Raw genomic sequence first — 16677 nt, forward strand, 5'->3', positions numbered from 1 at the left:
CGCCACGGGCCATGTGCCGTCAACCTGAGGCCTGCGCAGCACTGACCTGCGGCGCGACGGTAGCGTCCTTGGGCTGCGCATCGGGCGCGGCGGGCATGGTGGAAGGCGCGACGGCGTGCTGGATCGTCGGCACGACCATCGTCGGAAACAGGGCCGCCAGCGCGACCCAGATAATGACGCCGAAAACCATAGCTGTCTCCCGAGTGTCGAGCGGATCGCACGCGCGCGCCGGCGCACGGTGCGCGCGTGCGGCCTGTCACCACTTTACGGCGCACCTTTGTGCAGGGGATTGATCGACCTCAAGCGCGCTGCGTCACGCCGTTGCATCCGATGCGTCGATACGAGCACGATAGTCGTCAGATTTCCGTCAAATGCGTTGCCTACACTGTGCGGGCAGTGACGCAGGCAACGGCATGCGCATGAGCGGATCGGAGCACGCGATGGCATGGGACGATGAGGACGAACGCGAGTTGCGCCATGTCGAGGCGATGATCGACGCACTGTCGCGTGTCGACGCGCGCGAGTGCGCAACTGCGACGACGGCGGTGCTGCGGCCCGCGTACTGGCGTGCGCGGCTCGAGGCGATCGGCGGCCGGCTGCGGGCCGGCGGCCGCGCGGCGACCGTCGCGAAAACGTTGATCGCGCGTCTCGACGAACTCGAACGGCGACAGCCGAGCGATGGTGCGGGCAGATACGGAAAACGTTAGCGACGCTAACGAAGCGTGACTGCAGCGCATGCGTCGCGCATTGGTCATATCGAATGCGGGATGCCGACATGACGCATGCCGCGCGACAAGCACATCGATTGCCACCCGGCAGGTGTGGAAAGCCCGCATTCTTTTGCGCGCTGCACTCGGGTCACACTGCGTATCACGGTTCGCGCCGTCACTTTCGTGCCAGAAGGCGCGGCGCGCCATTCGTTACGAGGAGTTCACAGCAATGCTGACCCCGCACGAATTGTCCACGCTGCTGCTGGTCGCGCAGGCGCCGCAGCATGTCGATCGATCCAGTCCCGATTTCGACGCGCTCGTCTCGCAGGAGTACGTTGAACTGGTCTCCGGCGCGCCAGGCGAAACACCGCGCCCGGCACTGACGCCGCAGGGTTGTGGCCTGCTCGCACGCATCGGCGTCGATACGTCCCGTCACGCGTCGACGCGCACCCAGGGCGCGAACCGCGAAGTCCGCCGGCTCGCCGCACGTAGCGCCGCGCGCGAATGCGAAACGATTTCGCGTCGGTCCCCGCTTTACGCGAGCACGTTCCGCACCGCGTGACGCCGATCAACACACGTCTGCACATTGGGTTTATGCTGCGTCGAAGCGCCCGGCGTGTCGTCTGACCGGGTGCCGAACCGGTCGCGCGGCGCGTGCTGCACACGCTTTTCCGCGCGCCAGGCCACGCCGCATGCCGTGCCTGTCTGCGACCTGCGGAATCCGGAGAAGGAGCACGACGATGGCGCTCGACGAACAGCAATTGCAGACGCTGCATCGCAGGCTGAGCGAGGGCGAGCAGACGTTGCGCGCGGAAATCCGCGCGAGCGAGCACCAGCGCGCGTCCGAGTCGTACGCTGACCTGGCCGGCGCGGCGCCGGACGAAGGCGACGAGGCGAACGCCGATCTGTTCGTCGACGTCGATCATGCGCTGATCGGCATGAAGCTCGCGGAACTGCGCGCGATCGGCCGCGCATTGCAGCGGATGCGCGACGGAACCTACGGCGACTGTGCGGACTGCGACGCGCCCGTCGGCTACGAACGCCTGCTGGCGCGGCCGATGGCCGAGCGGTGCGCGCATTGCCAGCAACTGCACGAACGGCGGTATGCGACGGGGACGCGCCCGTCGCTCTGACGCCGCGTACGGTTCGCGAACCGTGGCGAACCGCCGAAAAGCGGGGAACGCGATGCGGGAAGTCGATTACCTGTTGATCGGCGGCGGGATCGCGAGCGCGACCGCCGCGCAGACGCTGCGCCGCGAGGATGACGCAGCCAGCATAGCGATGCTGTGCGGCGAAGCGGAATTGCCGTACCGCCGTCCGCCGCTCACGAAGCTGCCTGATGCTGGCGGCGGCGCCGGCGATTCCGGCGCAAAATCCGGCGCAAATCTTGCGCTGCACGACGCGGCGTTCTACGCACAGTTGCGGATCGATCTGCTGCTCGGCGCACATGCGACGCATGTCGACCGGCACGCGCGCATCGTCCGGACCGACACGCATGGCGACTTCCTCTACCGCAAGCTGCTGATCGCGACAGGCACGTCGCCGCTCGTGCCGCCGGTGCCGGGCATCGATCTCGCGGGCGTGCTGTGCCTGCATACGCTGGCCGACATGCGTGCGTTGCAGCATGCGCTCGCCCGGGCCCGGCGGGTCGTGATCGTCGGCGCCGGTTTCATCGGCATCGAACTCGCCGCGACGCTGCAGGAACGCGGCTTGCATGTGACGCTGCTCGAGCGCGAGCCGGTCGTGTTTCCGCGGCTGCAGTCGGAGCACCTGTCGCAGTTCTTCGCGCGCTGCTGTGCCGAGCGCGGGATCGCGGTTCGCACGCGCTGCGACGTCCGCGCACTGCTGGGCGACGGCAACGTCGATGCGGTCGAGACGAGCGACGGCGACACGTTGCCGTGCGACGTGGCGATCATCGCCGTCGGCGTGACGCCGAACTGCACGTTCCTGGCGGACAGCGGCCTGCCGATCGACGATGGCATCGAGGTCGACGCATTCCTGCGCACGGCCGATCCGAACATCTATGCGGCGGGCGACGTCGCGAACTTCCACGACCCGATCTTCGGCGTGCGGCGCCGCATCGAGCACTGGGACAACGCGATCCGGCAAGGCAAGATCGCCGCGCGCAACATGGCGGGCCGCCAGGTGCCGTATCGCGACGTGTCGATCTTCTTCGGCGACGTGTTCGGCGTGTCGTACAACTTTCTCGGCGACCAGTCCGGCGCGACCGACACGATCGGGCGCGGCACGATCGGCGACCGTCCGTATGCGCTGCTGTACCTGAAGGACGACGTGCTGCGCGCGGCGTTCGCAGTCGACCAGCCGGCCGAGAGCATCGCATCGCTGGCCGACGCGATCTCGCTGCGGCTCGACCTGAAGACGGAGCATGGACGCCTGCATGACGTCCGCTTTCCGCTCGATCGCCTGCCGGTACAGACGATGCTGATCCTGCAGGGCGGCGGCGCGCTCGGCGCGTTCGAATGCGGCGTCGCGCGCGCGCTCGACGAGCACGGGATCCGGCCTGACATCGTGTCGGCCGTGTCGATCGGCGCGTTCAACGGCGCGATCATCGCGAGCAATCCGAAGGCGCCGTCGCGCGCGCTCGACGCGTTCTGGCGCGAGCTCGCGATCCCGCTGCCGGCGACCGGCGGCCCGCAATGGCAGCAGATGATGCTCTCCGCGTATGTGTTCTGGTTCGGCGTGCCGAACTTCCTGCAGCCGCGCTGGTGGAATCCGCTGAACGGCATCGACTGGCTCTACGGACGCACGACGAGCCTCTACGACCCGCATCCGGTCCTTGCGCTGATCAAAAAGTATGTCGATTTCGATTCGCTCGGCGACAGCCCGACGCGTCTGCTGATCAGCGCCGTCGACGTGAAGACCGGCGAGCCGCGCATCTTCGACAGCTACGTCGACCGGCTGACGCCCGAGCACCTGCTCGCGAGCGGCAGCCTGCCGCCGGGGATCCCGTGGACGAAGCTCGACGGGCACGCATACTGGGACGGCGGCATCGTCAGCAACTCGCCGCTCGGCCTCGTGCTCGAGCGCTGCGGCCGGATCGGCGGGCGGATCTTCATCGTCGATCTGTTTAGCGGCAGCAAGCGGATGCCGGAAAACCTCGTCGAAGTGATGCTGCGCCGCGAGGAAATCAGCTATATGGACCGCGTGCGCAGCGACCTGCGTTTCGAGGAATACGCGAACGACTTCAGCGATCTCGTCGGCAGCATCATGACGCACGTCGCGGAGCCGGCCGCCAGCGCGATCCGCCAGCAGCCGCTCTATATCCGGCTGATGGGCAATCGCGCGCCGATCCGCATCGAGCGGATCGCGCTGCACCGCACGGGGCCCGTGTCCTTCGCGACCGACTACGATTTTTCGGCGTCGATGCTCGCCGAATTGCAGGCGCGTGGTTATGCGGAAGGATCGAAGGCGCTCGCCGGTGGCGATGCAGCGTGACGAAGCCGCACGGCCACCCATCGCCACCATAACGAACCGGCATCACGCAACGGCGCCGGACCGCGCGATACTGCTCTTGTCGTGCCGGCCGCCGCGCGGGCCGATCGCCACGCCGTCGACCGGCGGGCGCCGCCGCCGGCGTTCCGGCACGACCCATGCATGCGGCGCCGCGCGCGAGCGGCGGCGCCCGGTGCCTGCGCGGAGCGGGCAGGCGGCGTAGGATGGGACATGGCGCCCGGCGTTCATCGTCAACGCGCCGGGCGGGCAGGCGCTGCCGCATTCAGGCAGCGCAATCCACGTGGAATGGAGCCACGCCGATCATGTCGATCCACAATGCCGAATGTGCGGCGGTGTTTGCCGAGATCGCCGACCTGCTCGAAATACAGGGCGCCAACCCGTTTCGGGTGCGCGCTTACCGCAATGCCGCGCGCACGATCGCCGACTACGGCCGCGACATTCCCACGATGGTTGCGAATGGCGACGACCTCGGCCGGATCCCGTCGATCGGCGTCGACCTCGCGTCGAAGCTGCGCGAAATCGCGGCGACCGGCACCTGCGAGCTGCAGCAGACGCTGCGCCGCGCGCTGCCACCGGCGGTCGTCGAATTGCTCGACGTGCAGGGGCTCGGCGCGAAACGCGTGAAGGCGCTGCACGACGGGCTGCATGTCGACACGCTCGAGCAGCTGAAGGCGGCGGCGAAGAGCGGACGCGTTCGCGAACTGCCGGGCTTCGGCGCGAAAACCGAAGCGCATCTGCTCGAAGCGATCGACGAACGCCTGCATCATGCGCCGCAGCGATTCCTGCTGCCGTTTGCCGAGCAATCGTTGAAGCCGCTGCTCGATCGATTGCGCGCGGTGGCGGGCGTCGGCGACGTGGTGCCGGCCGGCAGCTTCCGGCGCCGCCGCGAGACCGTCGGCGACCTCGACGTGCTCGTGACCGCGCGCGACCCGGTGGCGGTGGCCGACGCGTTCGTCGGCTACGGCGAAGTCGAGCGCGTGCTGGCGAACGGGGCGACGCGCTCGAGCGTCGTGCTGCGCAGCGGCCTGCAGGTCGACCTGCGCGTCGTCGAAGCGGATGCGTTCGGCGCGGCGCTCGTGTACTTCACCGGGTCGAAATCGCACAACATCGCGTTGCGCCGCATCGCACAGGCCGGCGGCCTGAAGATCAACGAATACGGCGTGTTTCGCGGCGACGAACGGATCGCCGGCGCGACCGAGGCGTCGGTTTACGGCGCGATCGGCCTGCACTGGGTGCCGCCCGAGCTGCGCGAGGATCATGGCGAAATCGATGCGTCGCGGGCGGGCGACCTGCCGGCGCTCGTCGAGCGCAAGCATCTGCGCGGCGACCTGCATGCGCATACCGATGCATCGGATGGCCACGACGGCCTGCGCGCGATGGCGGATGCCGCCCGCGCGCGCGGGCTTGCGTATCTCGCGATCACCGATCTGGCGCAGCGCGACGGCCGCAGGCGGGGCGTCGACGCCGGGCGGCTCGCGCGGCAAATCGACGACATCGACCGGCTGAACGCATCGTTCGACGATTTCGCGCTGCTGAAGGGCGTCGAGGTGGACATTCGCGAAGACGGCAGCCTCGACTTGCCGGACGACTTGCTCGGCCGGCTCGACCTCGTCGTCGGCGCGGTGCGCGACGGGCTGGACCTGCCGCGTGCCGCGCAGACCGATCGCATGCTGCGGGCGATGGACCATCCGCATTTCACGATCCTCGCGCATCCGACCGGCCGCCTGCTCGGCGAACGGGACGCATGCGAGCTCGACGTGCCGCGCGTGATCGAGCACGCGCGGGCGCGCGGCTGTTTCCTCGAACTGGATGCGCAGCCGCAGCGGCTCGATCTCGCGGACATCTGGTGCCGCGAGGCTGCGCAGGCCGGTGTGCTGGTGTCGATCGGCTCGGACGCGCATCGCGCCGACGAACTGGACGATCTCGGCTTCGGCGTCGACCAGGCGCGGCGCGGCTGGCTTACCTGCACCGACGTGCTCAACACGCGGACGCTCGCGCAATTGCGGCCGCTGCTTGCGCGCACGATGGGCGGTGCGGGCAGCGGTGCGGCCAGCACGCATCGCGAGCCGGCGCGGCACCGCACGAAGGAGGCGTGATGGCGGGCGCGACGGGCGATGCCGGCGAAGGCATGCTGCTGACCGATCTCTACGAGCTCACGATGCTGCAGGCGTACTTCGACGCCGCGATGAACGACCTCGCGAGCTTCGAGTTCTTCGTGCGCGCGTTGCCGCCGCAGCGCAACTTCCTGATGGCGTCGGGGCTCGCGCCCGTGCTCGACTACCTGGAGCACGCGCGGTTCACGGACGCCGACCTCGACTACCTGGCCCGTACGGGGCGCTTCCGCGCGGACTTCGTCGCGTCGCTTGCCGACTGGCGCTTCTCCGGTGCGGTGGAAGCGATGCCCGAAGGCACCGTCTGCTTCGCCGACGAGCCGATCCTGCGGATCACCGCGCCGTTGCGCGAGGCGCAGCTCGTCGAGAGCCGCGTGATGAACCTGCTGCATTACGCGACGCTCGTCGCGAGCAAGGCGGCGCGCGTGGTGCTGGCCGCGCCCGGACGATTGCTCGTCGACTTCGGCCTGCGTCGCGCGCATGGCGCGGAAGCGGGGCTGCTGTCGGCGCGCGCGAGCTATCTCGCGGGCTTTTCGGGCACGGCGACGGTACAGGCCGCGGAGCGTTACGGCATCCCCGTGTTCGGCACGATGGCGCATTCGTACGTGCAGGCGCATCGCGACGAGGCGCGCGCGTTCGAGGATTTTGCGCGCTCGCAGCCGGACAACGCGGTGCTTCTGATCGATACGTACGACACGGAACGCGCCGCGCAGATCGTCGTGGAGACGGCGCGCAAGCTTGCGCCGGAAGGGATCGCGATCAAGGGCGTGCGGCTCGACAGCGGCGACCTTGCCGCGCATGCGCGGCGGGTGCGCGGCATCCTCGATCGCGGCGGGCTTGCGCACGTGACGATCTTCGCGAGCGGCAATCTCGACGAATACGGGCTGCACGATCTGCTCGCGCGGGGCGCGCCGATCGATGGCTTCGGCATCGGCACGCGGATGAACACGTCGGCGGATGCGCCGTCGCTCGACTGCGCGTACAAGCTCGTCGAGTACGCGAGTCTGCCGCGCCGCAAGCGGTCCGAAGGCAAGGCGACATGGCCGGGCCGCAAGCAGGTGTTCCGGCGCGTCGACGCGGACGGCCGGATCGCGGCCGACTGCCTGGCGCTCGCGCGCGAAACGCGGCCGGGCGCCGCGCTGCTCGTGCCCGTCATGCGCGATGGCGTGCCGCTCGCGTTGCCGTCGCTCGGCGAGAGCCGCGCGTATGCGGCGAGCCAGCTCGCGACGCTGCCGGCGCGCACGCGTGCGCTGGGCACGGCGGAGCCGGTCGACGTCGAAATTTCCGCGGCGCTGGCCGCGCTGGTGAAGCGGATGGATGCGCGCCAGGCCGCGTGACGTCAGGCCAGCATGTCCTCCGCGGGCACGTACGGCAGCCCGAGCGAGCGCGCGACCGCTTCGTAGGTGACGTGCCCGTCGCATACGTTCAGGCCCGCGCGCAGATGCACGTCGTCGGCCATCGCACGTTTCCAGCCGTGGTCGGCCAGCGCGATCGCGTAACCGATCGTCGCGTTGTTCAGCGCGAACGTCGACGTGCGCGCGACCGCGCCGGGCATGTTCGCGACACAGTAATGCACGACGCCGTCGACGACGAAGGTCGGGTCCGCGTGCGTGGTCGGATGCGAGGTCTCGAAGCAGCCGCCCTGGTCGATCGCGACGTCGACGACGACGGCGCCGGTGCGCATCTTCGCGATCAGGTCGCGCGTGACGAGGCGCGGCGCCGACGCGCCGGGCACGAGCACCGCGCCGATCACGACGTCCGCGTCGCGTACCGCTTCCTCGATCGTGTGCGCGTTCGAACAGACCGTCGTGATCCGGTTGCCGAAGATCAGGTCGAGCTGGCGCAGGCGGCCGACGTTGTTGTCGAGCACGACGACCCGCGCGCCCATGCCGACCGCCATCTGCAACGCGCCCGTGCCGACGACGCCCGCGCCGAGCACGACGACGTGCGCGGCCGGCACGCCCGGCACGCCGCCCATCAGCAGGCCCATCCCGCCGCGCGGGCTTTCGAGGTGCGTCGCCGCGACCTGGATCGACATGCGTCCGGCGACCTCGCTCATCGGCGCGAGCAGCGGCAGCCCGCCGCCGGGCCCGGTCACCGTTTCATAGGCAATGCACACCGCGCCGGATTTGACGAGCGCCGCCGTCTGTTCCGGATCGGGCGCGAGATGCAGGTACGTATAGAGCATCTGGCCGCGCCGCAGCATCGCGCACTCGGCCGGTTGCGGCTCCTTGACCTTGATGACCATGTCGGCGCGGGCGAAAACCTCCGCTGCGCCGTCGCACAGCGTCGCGCCGGCGGCCGCATAGTCGTCGTCGCGCAGCCCGATCGCCGTGCCGGCGCTGCGCTGCACCAGGACCTGGTGTCCGTGGCGGGTCAGTTCGCGCGTGCCGGCCGGTGTGAGCCCGACGCGATATTCATGGTTCTTGATCTCCTTCGGCACACCGATCAACATGGGTCACCTCCACGGGCCTTCGTTATAGGAATGTCCTGCGCTCACGTGTGCACGGCTGCGTCCGCCAGCGTGCGGGCACGACGGTGCGACGCGCGCGTACGCACGCGCTTGCGTGCGTGAACACGTGCGGCGGCCACACGCGTTACGCGGTTCGCGCGACCGGATCCGTCTGCCCGGAAGGGGCCGCCCGGTCGGGCGGCCCCTCGGTCGGCTGGATGCCGACACCGAACCACGGCACGTCGGTTGCGAGCGATGCGGTGTAGCGTGCCCAGCCGCGCGGGTTGCCGGCGAACAGCTTCGCGCAGACCGGCGCGGCGAGCGCATCGCGGTCGAGTTGAGCGTCGAGCAGTTGCTGCGGCCACAGGCAGAACGCATGCAGCACGGCGCTCGCGAATTCGCGCACCGTCATGCGATCGAACACGTGTTCGAGCAGCGGCAGGTCGGCCAGCATCGGCCGCGTCGCGATCAGCGCGCCGATCGTCGTGTCGTCGCGCTCGCTTTCGAGCAGGCAACTGAGCGTGCGCATCACGCCGCCGAGATGCAGCAGCAGCGCGCGGCGTTCGAGGGCTTCGTTCATGAACCGTTCCTCCGGCAGGGAGGTGTGAGCGGTTGTGCGTTCATGCCTCGACTGCAGTCCTGGAATAAAAGGGTAGTAGCAGGCGGACGGAAGTCAAGCGGCGAGGGCGCGCGGAACGCGGCCGACGGTCGCTGCGGTGCAACGTATTGTCGCAATGCGACCGGGCGTCGCAACACGCGATGCGGCCGATTTCTGTATCGTCGCGGATGTCGCGGCGTACACGCCGCGTGCCGGAACCGAGGCCGGCGAACCGGGCAGACAAGGAGTCACACCGACCATGACCGCCGCATATTTCAGCGTGCCGACGCTGTGCGCGATTGCACTTGTCCACGTTTACTGGGCGTGCGGGGGCCGCGTCGGCAAGCGCGCGGCGATTCCGGAGCGCAACGGCAAACCGCTGTTGCAGCCGAGCGCGGCCGGCACGTTCGCCGTCGCGGCGGCGCTGTTCGCGAGCGCGGGCGTGGTCGCGGCGCGCGCCGGCTGGTTGCTGCCGAGCCTGCATTCGAACGCGGTCGGGTTCGGGATCGTCGCGCTTGCGCTGATCTTCGCAGTGCGGGCGATCGGCGACTTCCGCTACGTCGGGTTCTTCAAGCGGACGCGCGGGTCGCGGTTCGCCCGGATGGACACGCTGTGCTATTCGCCGCTGTGCGTGGTGCTGTCACTGTCCATCGCGTCGATGCTCTGGACGCACTAGACGCTGGACGTCGCGATCCGGCATCGCTTGGTGACGGCAATCCCGACAGGCGATTTTGTCCATCTTTTCGCTTCCCGTTACGAGCCGCTATCGATTGTTGCGATTTTTGAGTCAATAAATTGCGACAAAACGTCTCACGATGGAACCGGTTCCATTTATAATTCGCCGCACCGTCGACCAGGTTGCCCAGAGGGCCGCGCATGCCGTTCTTGCTGTCGGCGAGAGCGGCGATTTAGTTAAAAGGGCCATGGTGACGGCGGGCGAGTTCGGGCCGAATGGCGCGGATTCGTCCGACGATAAGGCCCGCTAGAGGTCGAAACGCTTTGGAGTCCGACGAATCGGGCGCGAAAGCGGCTGCATGACGAAAGCGGGGTCGCGCCGGGCGCGAGTCCGCCGTCTGCAGCGAGGTTGTTCGCAATACGGAAGAACAGGGGCGGTCCGGCGCGTGGTTGCGCCGCCGTCTCGCGCCGCGCACGGGGCATGCCGCATGTGCACGCCGCATATGCGTCTTCGAAGCGCTGTCCCCAACGATCATCACCCGACCATGACCACGCCACCCGACAAACCCCACAAGCCGAATTCGCGGCGTCACTTCCTGCGCTCGTCGGTCGCGCTCGTGCCGATCGCGTCGCTCGCCGGCTGCGATCTGCGCGCGTCGTCGCCTTCCGCGACGACGGCCGGCAACGCATCCGCCGAATCGGCCGAAGCCGAGCGCGCGCCGTACAAACCGACGTTCTTCGACGCGAAGGAGTGGACGTTCGTCCAGGCCGCAGTCGATCGCCTGATCCCCGCTGACACCGAAGGCCCTGGCGCGCTCGAGTCCGGCGTGCCCGAGTTCATCGATCGCCAGATGGAAACGCCTTATGCGCACGGCGCGCTGTGGTACATGCAGGGGCCGTTTCAGCAGGGCGTGCCGGAACTCGGCTACCAGCTGAAGCTTGTGCCGCGCGATCTGTACCGGCTCGGCATCGCGGCCGTCAACGCGTACTGCGTGAAAACCCACGGCAACGCGTTCACGGATCTCGACGCGCCGACGCGCGACGCGGTGCTCGGCGCGCTCGAAAAGGGCAGCGCGCAGATCGACGACGTGCCGCCCGCGGTGTTCTTCGGGCAATTGCTGCAGAACACGCGCGAGGGCTACTTCTGCGATCCGGTCCACGGCGGCAATCGGGGGATGGCCGCGTGGAAGATGATCGGCTTTCCCGGCGCCCGCGCGGATTTCATGGATTTCGTCAACCAGAACGGCAAGCCGTATCCGTACGGGCCGGTCTCGATCAACGGGGAGCGTACCTGATGGCCGCAGAGAAGAAGCCGCATGTCGATGCGGTCATCGTCGGCTTCGGCTGGACCGGCGCGATTCTCGCGAAGGAACTGACCGAAGCCGGCCTGAACGTGGTCGCGCTCGAGCGTGGCGAATATCGCGACACGTATCCGGACGGCGCGTATCCGAACACGATCGACGAGCTGACCTACAACATCCGCAAGAAGCTGTTCCTTGACCTGTCGAAGACGACCGTGTCGATCCGCCACGGCGTGAAGGACACAGCGCTGCCGTACCGCCAGCTCGCGGCGTTCCTGCCGGGCGAGGGCGTCGGCGGCGCGGGGCTGCACTGGTCCGGCGTGCACTTCCGGATCGCGCCGGAAGAGCTGCGGCTGCGCAGCCACTATGAAGAGCGCTACGGCAGGAAGTTCATCCCCGAAGGGATGACGATCCAGGATACGGGCGTCAGCTACGACGAACTGGAGCCGTACTTCGACTTTGCCGAGAAGGTGTTCGGCACGTCGGGGCAGGCGTACAAGGTCAACGGCAAGGTGGTCGGCGACGGCAACGTGTTCGACGCACACCGCAGCGACAACTTCCCGCTGCCCGCGCAGCTCAATACGTATTCGGCGCAGCGCTTCTTCGACGCGGCGAAATCGCTCGGCCTGCATCCGTACCGGCTGCCGTCGGCGAACACGTCAGGGCCGTACACGAACCCGTACGGCGTGCAGATGGGCCCGTGCAACTTCTGCGGCTACTGCAGCGGCTACGCGTGCTACATGTACTCGAAGGCATCGCCGAACCTGAACATCCTGCCCGCGCTGAAGCAGGTGCCGAACTTCGAGCTGCGCTCGAAGTGCCACGTGCTGCGCGTCGATCTCGACGACACGAAGAAGCGCGCGACGGGCGTCACCTATATCGACCCGGCCGGCCGTGAAGTGCACCAGCCGGCCGATCTCGTGATCCTGGCCGCGTTCCAGTATCACAACGTGCACCTGCTGCTACTGTCGGGCATCGGCAAGCCGTACGACCCGATCTCGGGCGAAGGCGTCGTGGGCCGCAATTTTGCGTACCAGAACCTGTCGACGATCAAGGCGTTCTTCGACAAGGACACCTACACGAACCCGTTCGTCGGCGCGGGTGGCAACGGTGTCGCGGTTGACGATTTCAACGCGGACAACTTCGACCACGGGCCGCTCGGCTTCGTCGGCGGTTCGCCGCTGTGGGTGAACCAGGCAGGGGCCAAGCCGATCAGCGGCATCGCGACGCCGCCCGGCACGCCGCAGTGGGGTTCCGCGTGGAAGAAGGCGGTCAAGGATAACTACGCGCACACGGTCTCGATGGACGCGCACGGCACCAACATGTCGTACCGCGACGTGTATCTCGATCTCGATCCGACCTACCGCGACTCGTACGGCCAGCCGCTGTTGCGGATGACGTTCGACTGGAAGGACAACGACATCAGGATGGCGCAGTACGTGACCGGCCAGATGAAGAAGATCGCGGAGGCGATGGGGCCGAAGGCGATCGGCGTGTCGACGCGCGAGTTCGGCAAGCACTTCGATACGCGCCAGTACCAGACGACGCACCTCGTCGGCGGCGCGGTGATGGGCACCGATCCGAAGACGAGCGTGCTCAATCGCTACCTGCAGAGCTGGGACGTGCACAACGTGTTCGTGATGGGCGCATCGGCACTGCCGCAGGGCATCGGCTACAACCCGACCGGGATCGTCGCGGCGCTGGCCTACTGGTCGGCGCGCGCGATCCGCGAGCACTATCTGAAAAACCCCGCTCCGCTGGTGACCGCATGAAGACGACCGTGAAACACAACGCGCGCATGCATCGTACGCACCGAATGCAGCGCATGATGCACGCGCCCCGGGTGGCACGCGCGCTCGCGTGCGGCGCGGCGTGGCTCACCGTGAGCTTCGCAGGCGGCTTCGCAGGCGGCTTCGCAGGCGGCTTCGCGGCGGCAGCCACGCAACCGGCGGCGGCAGCCACGGCGGCGGCGCCTGCCGCGCAATCCGCGGATGCGCTCGTCGCACGCGGCGCGTACCTGGCCCGCGCGGGCGACTGCGTCGCGTGCCACACCGCGAGCGGCGGCAAGCCGTTTGCAGGCGGGTTGAAGTTCGACACGCCGATCGGCGCGATCTACTCGACGAACATCACGCCCGACCCGAAGACGGGCGTCGGCGGCTGGACGCTCGACGAGTTCGACCGCGCGCTGCGCGCGGGCGTGCGCAAGAACGGCGACACGCTGTATCCGGCGATGCCGTATCCGTCGTACGCGCGCCTCACCGACGACGACGTGAAGGCGCTGTACGCGTACTTCATGCACGGCGTCGCGCCCGTGCAGCAGGAAAACCGCGCGGTCGACATCGTGTGGCCGCTGTCGATGCGCTGGCCGCTCGGGATCTGGCGCAAGCTGTTCGCGCCCGCGCCGAAAGCGTTCGATGCCATGCCGTACACGGATCCCGTCCTCGCGCGCGGCGCATACCTCGTGCAGGGGCTCGGCCACTGCGGCGCGTGCCACACGCCGCGCGCGCCGACGATGCAGGAGCGCGGGCTGACCGACGCGGACGGCCCGGACTTCCTGGCCGGCGGCGCGGCGATCGACGGCTGGGTGCCGACGAGCTTGCGTGGCGAGCCGCGCACGGGGCTCGGCACGTGGACGAACGCGGAGATCGTGCAGTTCCTGAAGACCGGCCGCACGCAGCGCACGGCTGCATTCGGCGGGATGACGGACGTCGTCGGCCACAGCATGCAGCACATGACCGACGACGACCTGAACGCGATCGCGCGCTACCTGAAGACGCTGCCGCCGAAGGTGCAGGGCGAGACGCCGTACACGTACGACGCGGCGGCCGCGCACGCGCTGCAAAGCGGCGACGCGAGCAAGCCGGGTGCGGCTGTCTACCGGGACAACTGCATGGCCTGCCATCGCAGCGACGGCCGCGGCTACACGCGCGTATTCCCGGCACTGGGCGGCAACCCGGTCGTGCAGGGCGACGATCCGGCGTCGCTGATCCACGTGGTGCTCGCGGGCAGCGCGCTGGAGGGCACGCATACCGCGCCGTCGACGTTCACGATGCCGCCGTTCGGCTGGCGCCTGTCGAACCAGGAAGTCGCGGACGTCGCGAATTTCGTGCGCACGAGCTGGGGCAACACGGGCTCGACGATCACGGCCGCGCAGGTCGCGAAGGTGCGCAAGGCGACGCCGGGCACGCGGCCCGAGCCGCCGCCGGGCGCGCGCTATCCACAAGCCGCCCGCTGAGCGGGGCGACGGGCATCCGCTGACGGGCAGCAGGCGACCGACAGCGGGCGGCGGATATCCGGCGGCGGGCTGAGGGAGCGTCTCGCCAGCCGCCTCCGTAACGGTTCAACGCATTGCTCGAATCCGGCGCCGCCGTCGCACGGCGCCGTCCAACCCGCGGGAGCCCGCCCGCACGTTCCCTTTGCGCCGCGCCGCCGCCGTGAAATTTTCGGTGCGGCGCGCCATTTCTCCGCCTCATCCCTTATCCTTCAACCTTACTAAACGGTTACACCTACAAGGGAGGGGGGATGCCACATGACGTCAGCCTGATTGCATTGCTCGCGGCCGGTTTCGGTCTCGCGATGATCTTCGGCTATCTCGCGTCGCTGCTCAAAATGCCGCCGTTGGTCGGCTACCTGCTCGCCGGGATCGTGATCGGCCCCGGCACGCCGGGCTTCGTCGGCGATCTGTCGCTCGCGCAGCAACTGGCCGAGGTCGGCGTGATGCTGCTGATGTTCGGGGTCGGGCTGCATTTCTCGCTCGGCGACCTGCTCGCGGTGCGCAAGATCGCGCTGCCGGGCGCGATCGTGCAGATCTCGGTGGCCACCGCACTCGGCGGCGGGCTCGCGCTGCTGTGGGGCTGGAACGTCGGTGCGGCGCTCGTGTTCGGCCTCGCGCTGTCGGTCGCGAGCACGGTCGTGCTGCTGCGCGCGCTCGAAGGCCGGGGGCTCGTCGAGTCGGTGAACGGGCGCATCGCGGTCGGCTGGCTGGTCGTCGAGGATCTCGTGATGGTGCTCGTGCTCGTGCTGCTGCCGCCCGTGGCCGGGCTGCTCGGCGGCACGCCGCCTGGCGACGCGCACGGGGGCGGCGGCAGCGTGTGGGGCACGCTCGGCGTCACGATGCTGAAGGTCGCCGCGTTCATCGCGCTGATGCTCGTGGTCGGCAAGCGGGTGTTTCCGCGCATCCTGTGGCTCGTTGCCCGCACGGGCTCGCGCGAACTGTTCACGCTGTGCATGATCGCGGCAGCGGTCGGCATCGCGTTCGGCGCGGCGAAGCTGTTCGACGTGTCGTTCGCGCTGGGCGCGTTCTTTGCCGGGATGATGATGCGCGAATCCGAGTTCAGCCGGCGCGCGGCCGACGAGACGCTGCCGCTGCGCGATGCGTTCTCGGTGCTGTTCTTCATCTCGGTCGGCATGCTGTTCGACCCGAAGGTGCTGCTCGACGCGCCGCTGCGCGTGATCGAGGTCGCGGCGATCGTGCTGGTCGGCAAGACGCTCGCGGCGGTCGCGCTGGTGCTCGCATTCCGTTATCCGCTCAATACCGCGCTGACGGTCGGCGCGGGGCTCGCGCAGATCGGCGAGTTCTCGTTCATACTCGCCGGGCTCGGGCGCGCGCTCGGGCTGCTGTCGGCGGAAGGGCAGAGCCTGATTCTCGCGGTTGCGCTGATCTCGATCGCGATGAATACGCTCGTGTTCGCGATGATCGATCCGGCGCTCGCGTGGATCCGCAAGCATTCGGCGTTCGCGCGGCGGCTCGAGGCACGCGACGATCCGCTCGCCGCGCTGCCGATGTCCACGCCGCAGACCCACCTGACGGGGCAGGTCGTGATCGTCGGCTACGGCAAGGTCGGCGCGCGGATCGCGCAGGCGCTCGACGAGCGCGGGATCGCCTATGTGGTCGTCGAGCAGAATCGCGAGCTCGTCGAGAAGCTGCGCGAGGACGGCGTCGCGGCGGTGTCGGGCGACGCGATCGAGCCGATCGTGCTCGTGCAGGCACACATCGCGCGGGCGGGGATGCTGGTCGTTACGCTGCCGGACGTGTTCGACGTGCGGCAGATCGTCGAGATCTCGCACACGCTCAATCCGTCGCTCGAGGTCGTGCTGTGCACGAACAGCGGCGACGAAGCGGCGCTGCTCGCGAGCGAAGGCGTCGGCACCGTGTTCATGGGCGAGACGGAACTCGCCCGCGGGATGACCGAGCATGTGCTCGGCAGGATGACGAAGCCGGCCGCGGCCGCGCATGCGCATTGACGGTGGGTGGCGGCCCGCTCAGTAGATCGTATGGAGCGTCAACTCCTGCGCCATCACGCAAATGTTGCGAGTCGTTCCTGACAAGTGGGATGGCGGAGGCGGCATACGGTCG

At 68.6% G+C, this 16677-nt stretch carries 14 protein-coding genes; 11 read left to right on the forward strand and 3 right to left on the reverse strand.

Annotated features, from left to right (window positions below; genetic code table 11):
• Positions 1 to 19: 19 nt before the first annotated feature.
• A complete protein-coding gene (locus DID96_RS38140) occupies positions 20 to 190 on the reverse strand; it encodes a hypothetical protein (protein ID WP_185732139.1) in 171 nt (56 codons plus the stop codon).
• A gap of 250 nt (positions 191 to 440) precedes the next feature.
• On the opposite strand from DID96_RS38140, the gene DID96_RS00115 reads away from it, so the two are divergent.
• The 6 genes from DID96_RS00115 (at position 441) to DID96_RS00140 (ending at position 7632) form a co-directional block, all read left to right on the forward strand.
• Positions 441 to 707, forward strand: coding sequence for a hypothetical protein (locus DID96_RS00115; protein ID WP_124597244.1), 267 nt, complete (start codon positions 441 to 443; stop codon positions 705 to 707).
• A gap of 232 nt (positions 708 to 939) precedes the next feature.
• Positions 940 to 1272, forward strand: coding sequence for a hypothetical protein (locus tag DID96_RS00120; protein ID WP_124597245.1), 333 nt, complete (start codon positions 940 to 942; stop codon positions 1270 to 1272).
• A gap of 178 nt (positions 1273 to 1450) precedes the next feature.
• A complete protein-coding gene (locus tag DID96_RS00125) occupies positions 1451 to 1843 on the forward strand; it encodes a TraR/DksA family transcriptional regulator (RefSeq protein WP_124597246.1) in 393 nt (130 codons plus the stop codon).
• 52 nt (positions 1844 to 1895) lie between these two features.
• Positions 1896 to 4166 carry an FAD-dependent oxidoreductase gene (locus DID96_RS00130; protein ID WP_124597247.1) on the forward strand — a complete coding sequence of 757 codons (2271 nt, stop codon included), beginning with the start codon at positions 1896 to 1898 and terminating at the stop codon, positions 4164 to 4166.
• A gap of 320 nt (positions 4167 to 4486) precedes the next feature.
• Positions 4487 to 6280 (forward strand): DNA polymerase/3'-5' exonuclease PolX, encoded by a 1794-nt coding sequence (gene polX, locus DID96_RS00135; RefSeq protein ID WP_124597248.1) that lies wholly within the window; start codon positions 4487 to 4489, stop codon positions 6278 to 6280.
• Entirely contained in the window at positions 6280 to 7632 is a 1353-nt protein-coding gene (locus tag DID96_RS00140) for a nicotinate phosphoribosyltransferase (protein WP_124597249.1), read from the forward strand. Before polX ends, DID96_RS00140 begins: the two co-directional genes overlap by 1 nt.
• A 2-nt stretch (positions 7633 to 7634) precedes the next feature.
• On the opposite strand, the gene ald is transcribed toward DID96_RS00140, so the two are convergent.
• Both ald and DID96_RS00150 read right to left on the reverse strand, forming a co-directional pair.
• Positions 7635 to 8750, reverse strand: coding sequence for an alanine dehydrogenase (gene ald, locus DID96_RS00145; protein WP_124597250.1), 1116 nt, complete (start codon positions 8748 to 8750; stop codon positions 7635 to 7637).
• A 142-nt stretch (positions 8751 to 8892) separates the two neighbouring features.
• Positions 8893 to 9327, reverse strand: coding sequence for a hypothetical protein (locus DID96_RS00150; protein WP_124597251.1), 435 nt, complete (start codon positions 9325 to 9327; stop codon positions 8893 to 8895).
• A gap of 277 nt (positions 9328 to 9604) precedes the next feature.
• On the opposite strand from DID96_RS00150, the gene DID96_RS00155 reads away from it, so the two are divergent.
• From DID96_RS00155 to DID96_RS00175, 5 genes are all read left to right on the forward strand, one after another.
• A complete protein-coding gene (locus tag DID96_RS00155; protein WP_124597252.1) occupies positions 9605 to 10021 on the forward strand; it encodes a DUF3995 domain-containing protein in 417 nt (138 codons plus the stop codon).
• Positions 10022 to 10565: 544 nt separating this feature from the next.
• Positions 10566 to 11315: a gluconate 2-dehydrogenase subunit 3 family protein gene (locus DID96_RS00160; protein WP_124597253.1), complete on the forward strand. Its 750-nt coding sequence runs from the start codon at positions 10566 to 10568 to the stop codon at positions 11313 to 11315.
• Positions 11315 to 13093 (forward strand): GMC family oxidoreductase, encoded by a 1779-nt coding sequence (locus tag DID96_RS00165; RefSeq protein WP_124597254.1) that lies wholly within the window; start codon positions 11315 to 11317, stop codon positions 13091 to 13093. The genes DID96_RS00160 and DID96_RS00165 overlap by 1 nt, the downstream gene beginning before the upstream one ends.
• Positions 13090 to 14556, forward strand: coding sequence for a c-type cytochrome (locus DID96_RS00170; protein WP_409333743.1), 1467 nt, complete (start codon positions 13090 to 13092; stop codon positions 14554 to 14556). The genes DID96_RS00165 and DID96_RS00170 overlap by 4 nt, the downstream gene beginning before the upstream one ends.
• 287 nt (positions 14557 to 14843) lie before the next feature.
• Positions 14844 to 16565: a cation:proton antiporter gene (locus tag DID96_RS00175; RefSeq protein WP_124597255.1), complete on the forward strand. Its 1722-nt coding sequence runs from the start codon at positions 14844 to 14846 to the stop codon at positions 16563 to 16565.
• Positions 16566 to 16677: the final 112 nt, after the last annotated feature.

It is taken from the genome of Burkholderia sp. Bp8963 (genome assembly GCF_003854275.1).
GTDB lineage: Bacteria > Pseudomonadota > Gammaproteobacteria > Burkholderiales > Burkholderiaceae > Burkholderia.

Bases quoted from the DNA above. Each gene is read 5' to 3' on its own strand.
- DID96_RS38140 (WP_185732139.1), bottom strand. From the start codon at position 190: ATGGTTTTCGGCGTCATTATCTGGGTCGCGCTGGCGGCCCTGTTTCCG.
- DID96_RS00115 (WP_124597244.1), top strand. From the start codon at position 441: ATGGCATGGGACGATGAGGACGAACGCGAGTTGCGCCATGTCGAGGCG.
- DID96_RS00120 (WP_124597245.1), top strand. From the start codon at position 940: ATGCTGACCCCGCACGAATTGTCCACGCTGCTGCTGGTCGCGCAGGCG.
- DID96_RS00125 (WP_124597246.1), top strand. From the start codon at position 1,451: ATGGCGCTCGACGAACAGCAATTGCAGACGCTGCATCGCAGGCTGAGC.
- DID96_RS00130 (WP_124597247.1), top strand. From the start codon at position 1,896: ATGCGGGAAGTCGATTACCTGTTGATCGGCGGCGGGATCGCGAGCGCG.
- polX (WP_124597248.1), top strand. From the start codon at position 4,487: ATGTCGATCCACAATGCCGAATGTGCGGCGGTGTTTGCCGAGATCGCC.
- DID96_RS00140 (WP_124597249.1), top strand. From the start codon at position 6,280: ATGGCGGGCGCGACGGGCGATGCCGGCGAAGGCATGCTGCTGACCGAT.
- ald (WP_124597250.1), bottom strand. From the start codon at position 8,750: ATGTTGATCGGTGTGCCGAAGGAGATCAAGAACCATGAATATCGCGTC.
- DID96_RS00150 (WP_124597251.1), bottom strand. From the start codon at position 9,327: ATGAACGAAGCCCTCGAACGCCGCGCGCTGCTGCTGCATCTCGGCGGC.
- DID96_RS00155 (WP_124597252.1), top strand. From the start codon at position 9,605: ATGACCGCCGCATATTTCAGCGTGCCGACGCTGTGCGCGATTGCACTT.
- DID96_RS00160 (WP_124597253.1), top strand. From the start codon at position 10,566: ATGACCACGCCACCCGACAAACCCCACAAGCCGAATTCGCGGCGTCAC.
- DID96_RS00165 (WP_124597254.1), top strand. From the start codon at position 11,315: ATGGCCGCAGAGAAGAAGCCGCATGTCGATGCGGTCATCGTCGGCTTC.
- DID96_RS00170 (WP_409333743.1), top strand. From the start codon at position 13,090: ATGAAGACGACCGTGAAACACAACGCGCGCATGCATCGTACGCACCGA.
- DID96_RS00175 (WP_124597255.1), top strand. From the start codon at position 14,844: ATGCCACATGACGTCAGCCTGATTGCATTGCTCGCGGCCGGTTTCGGT.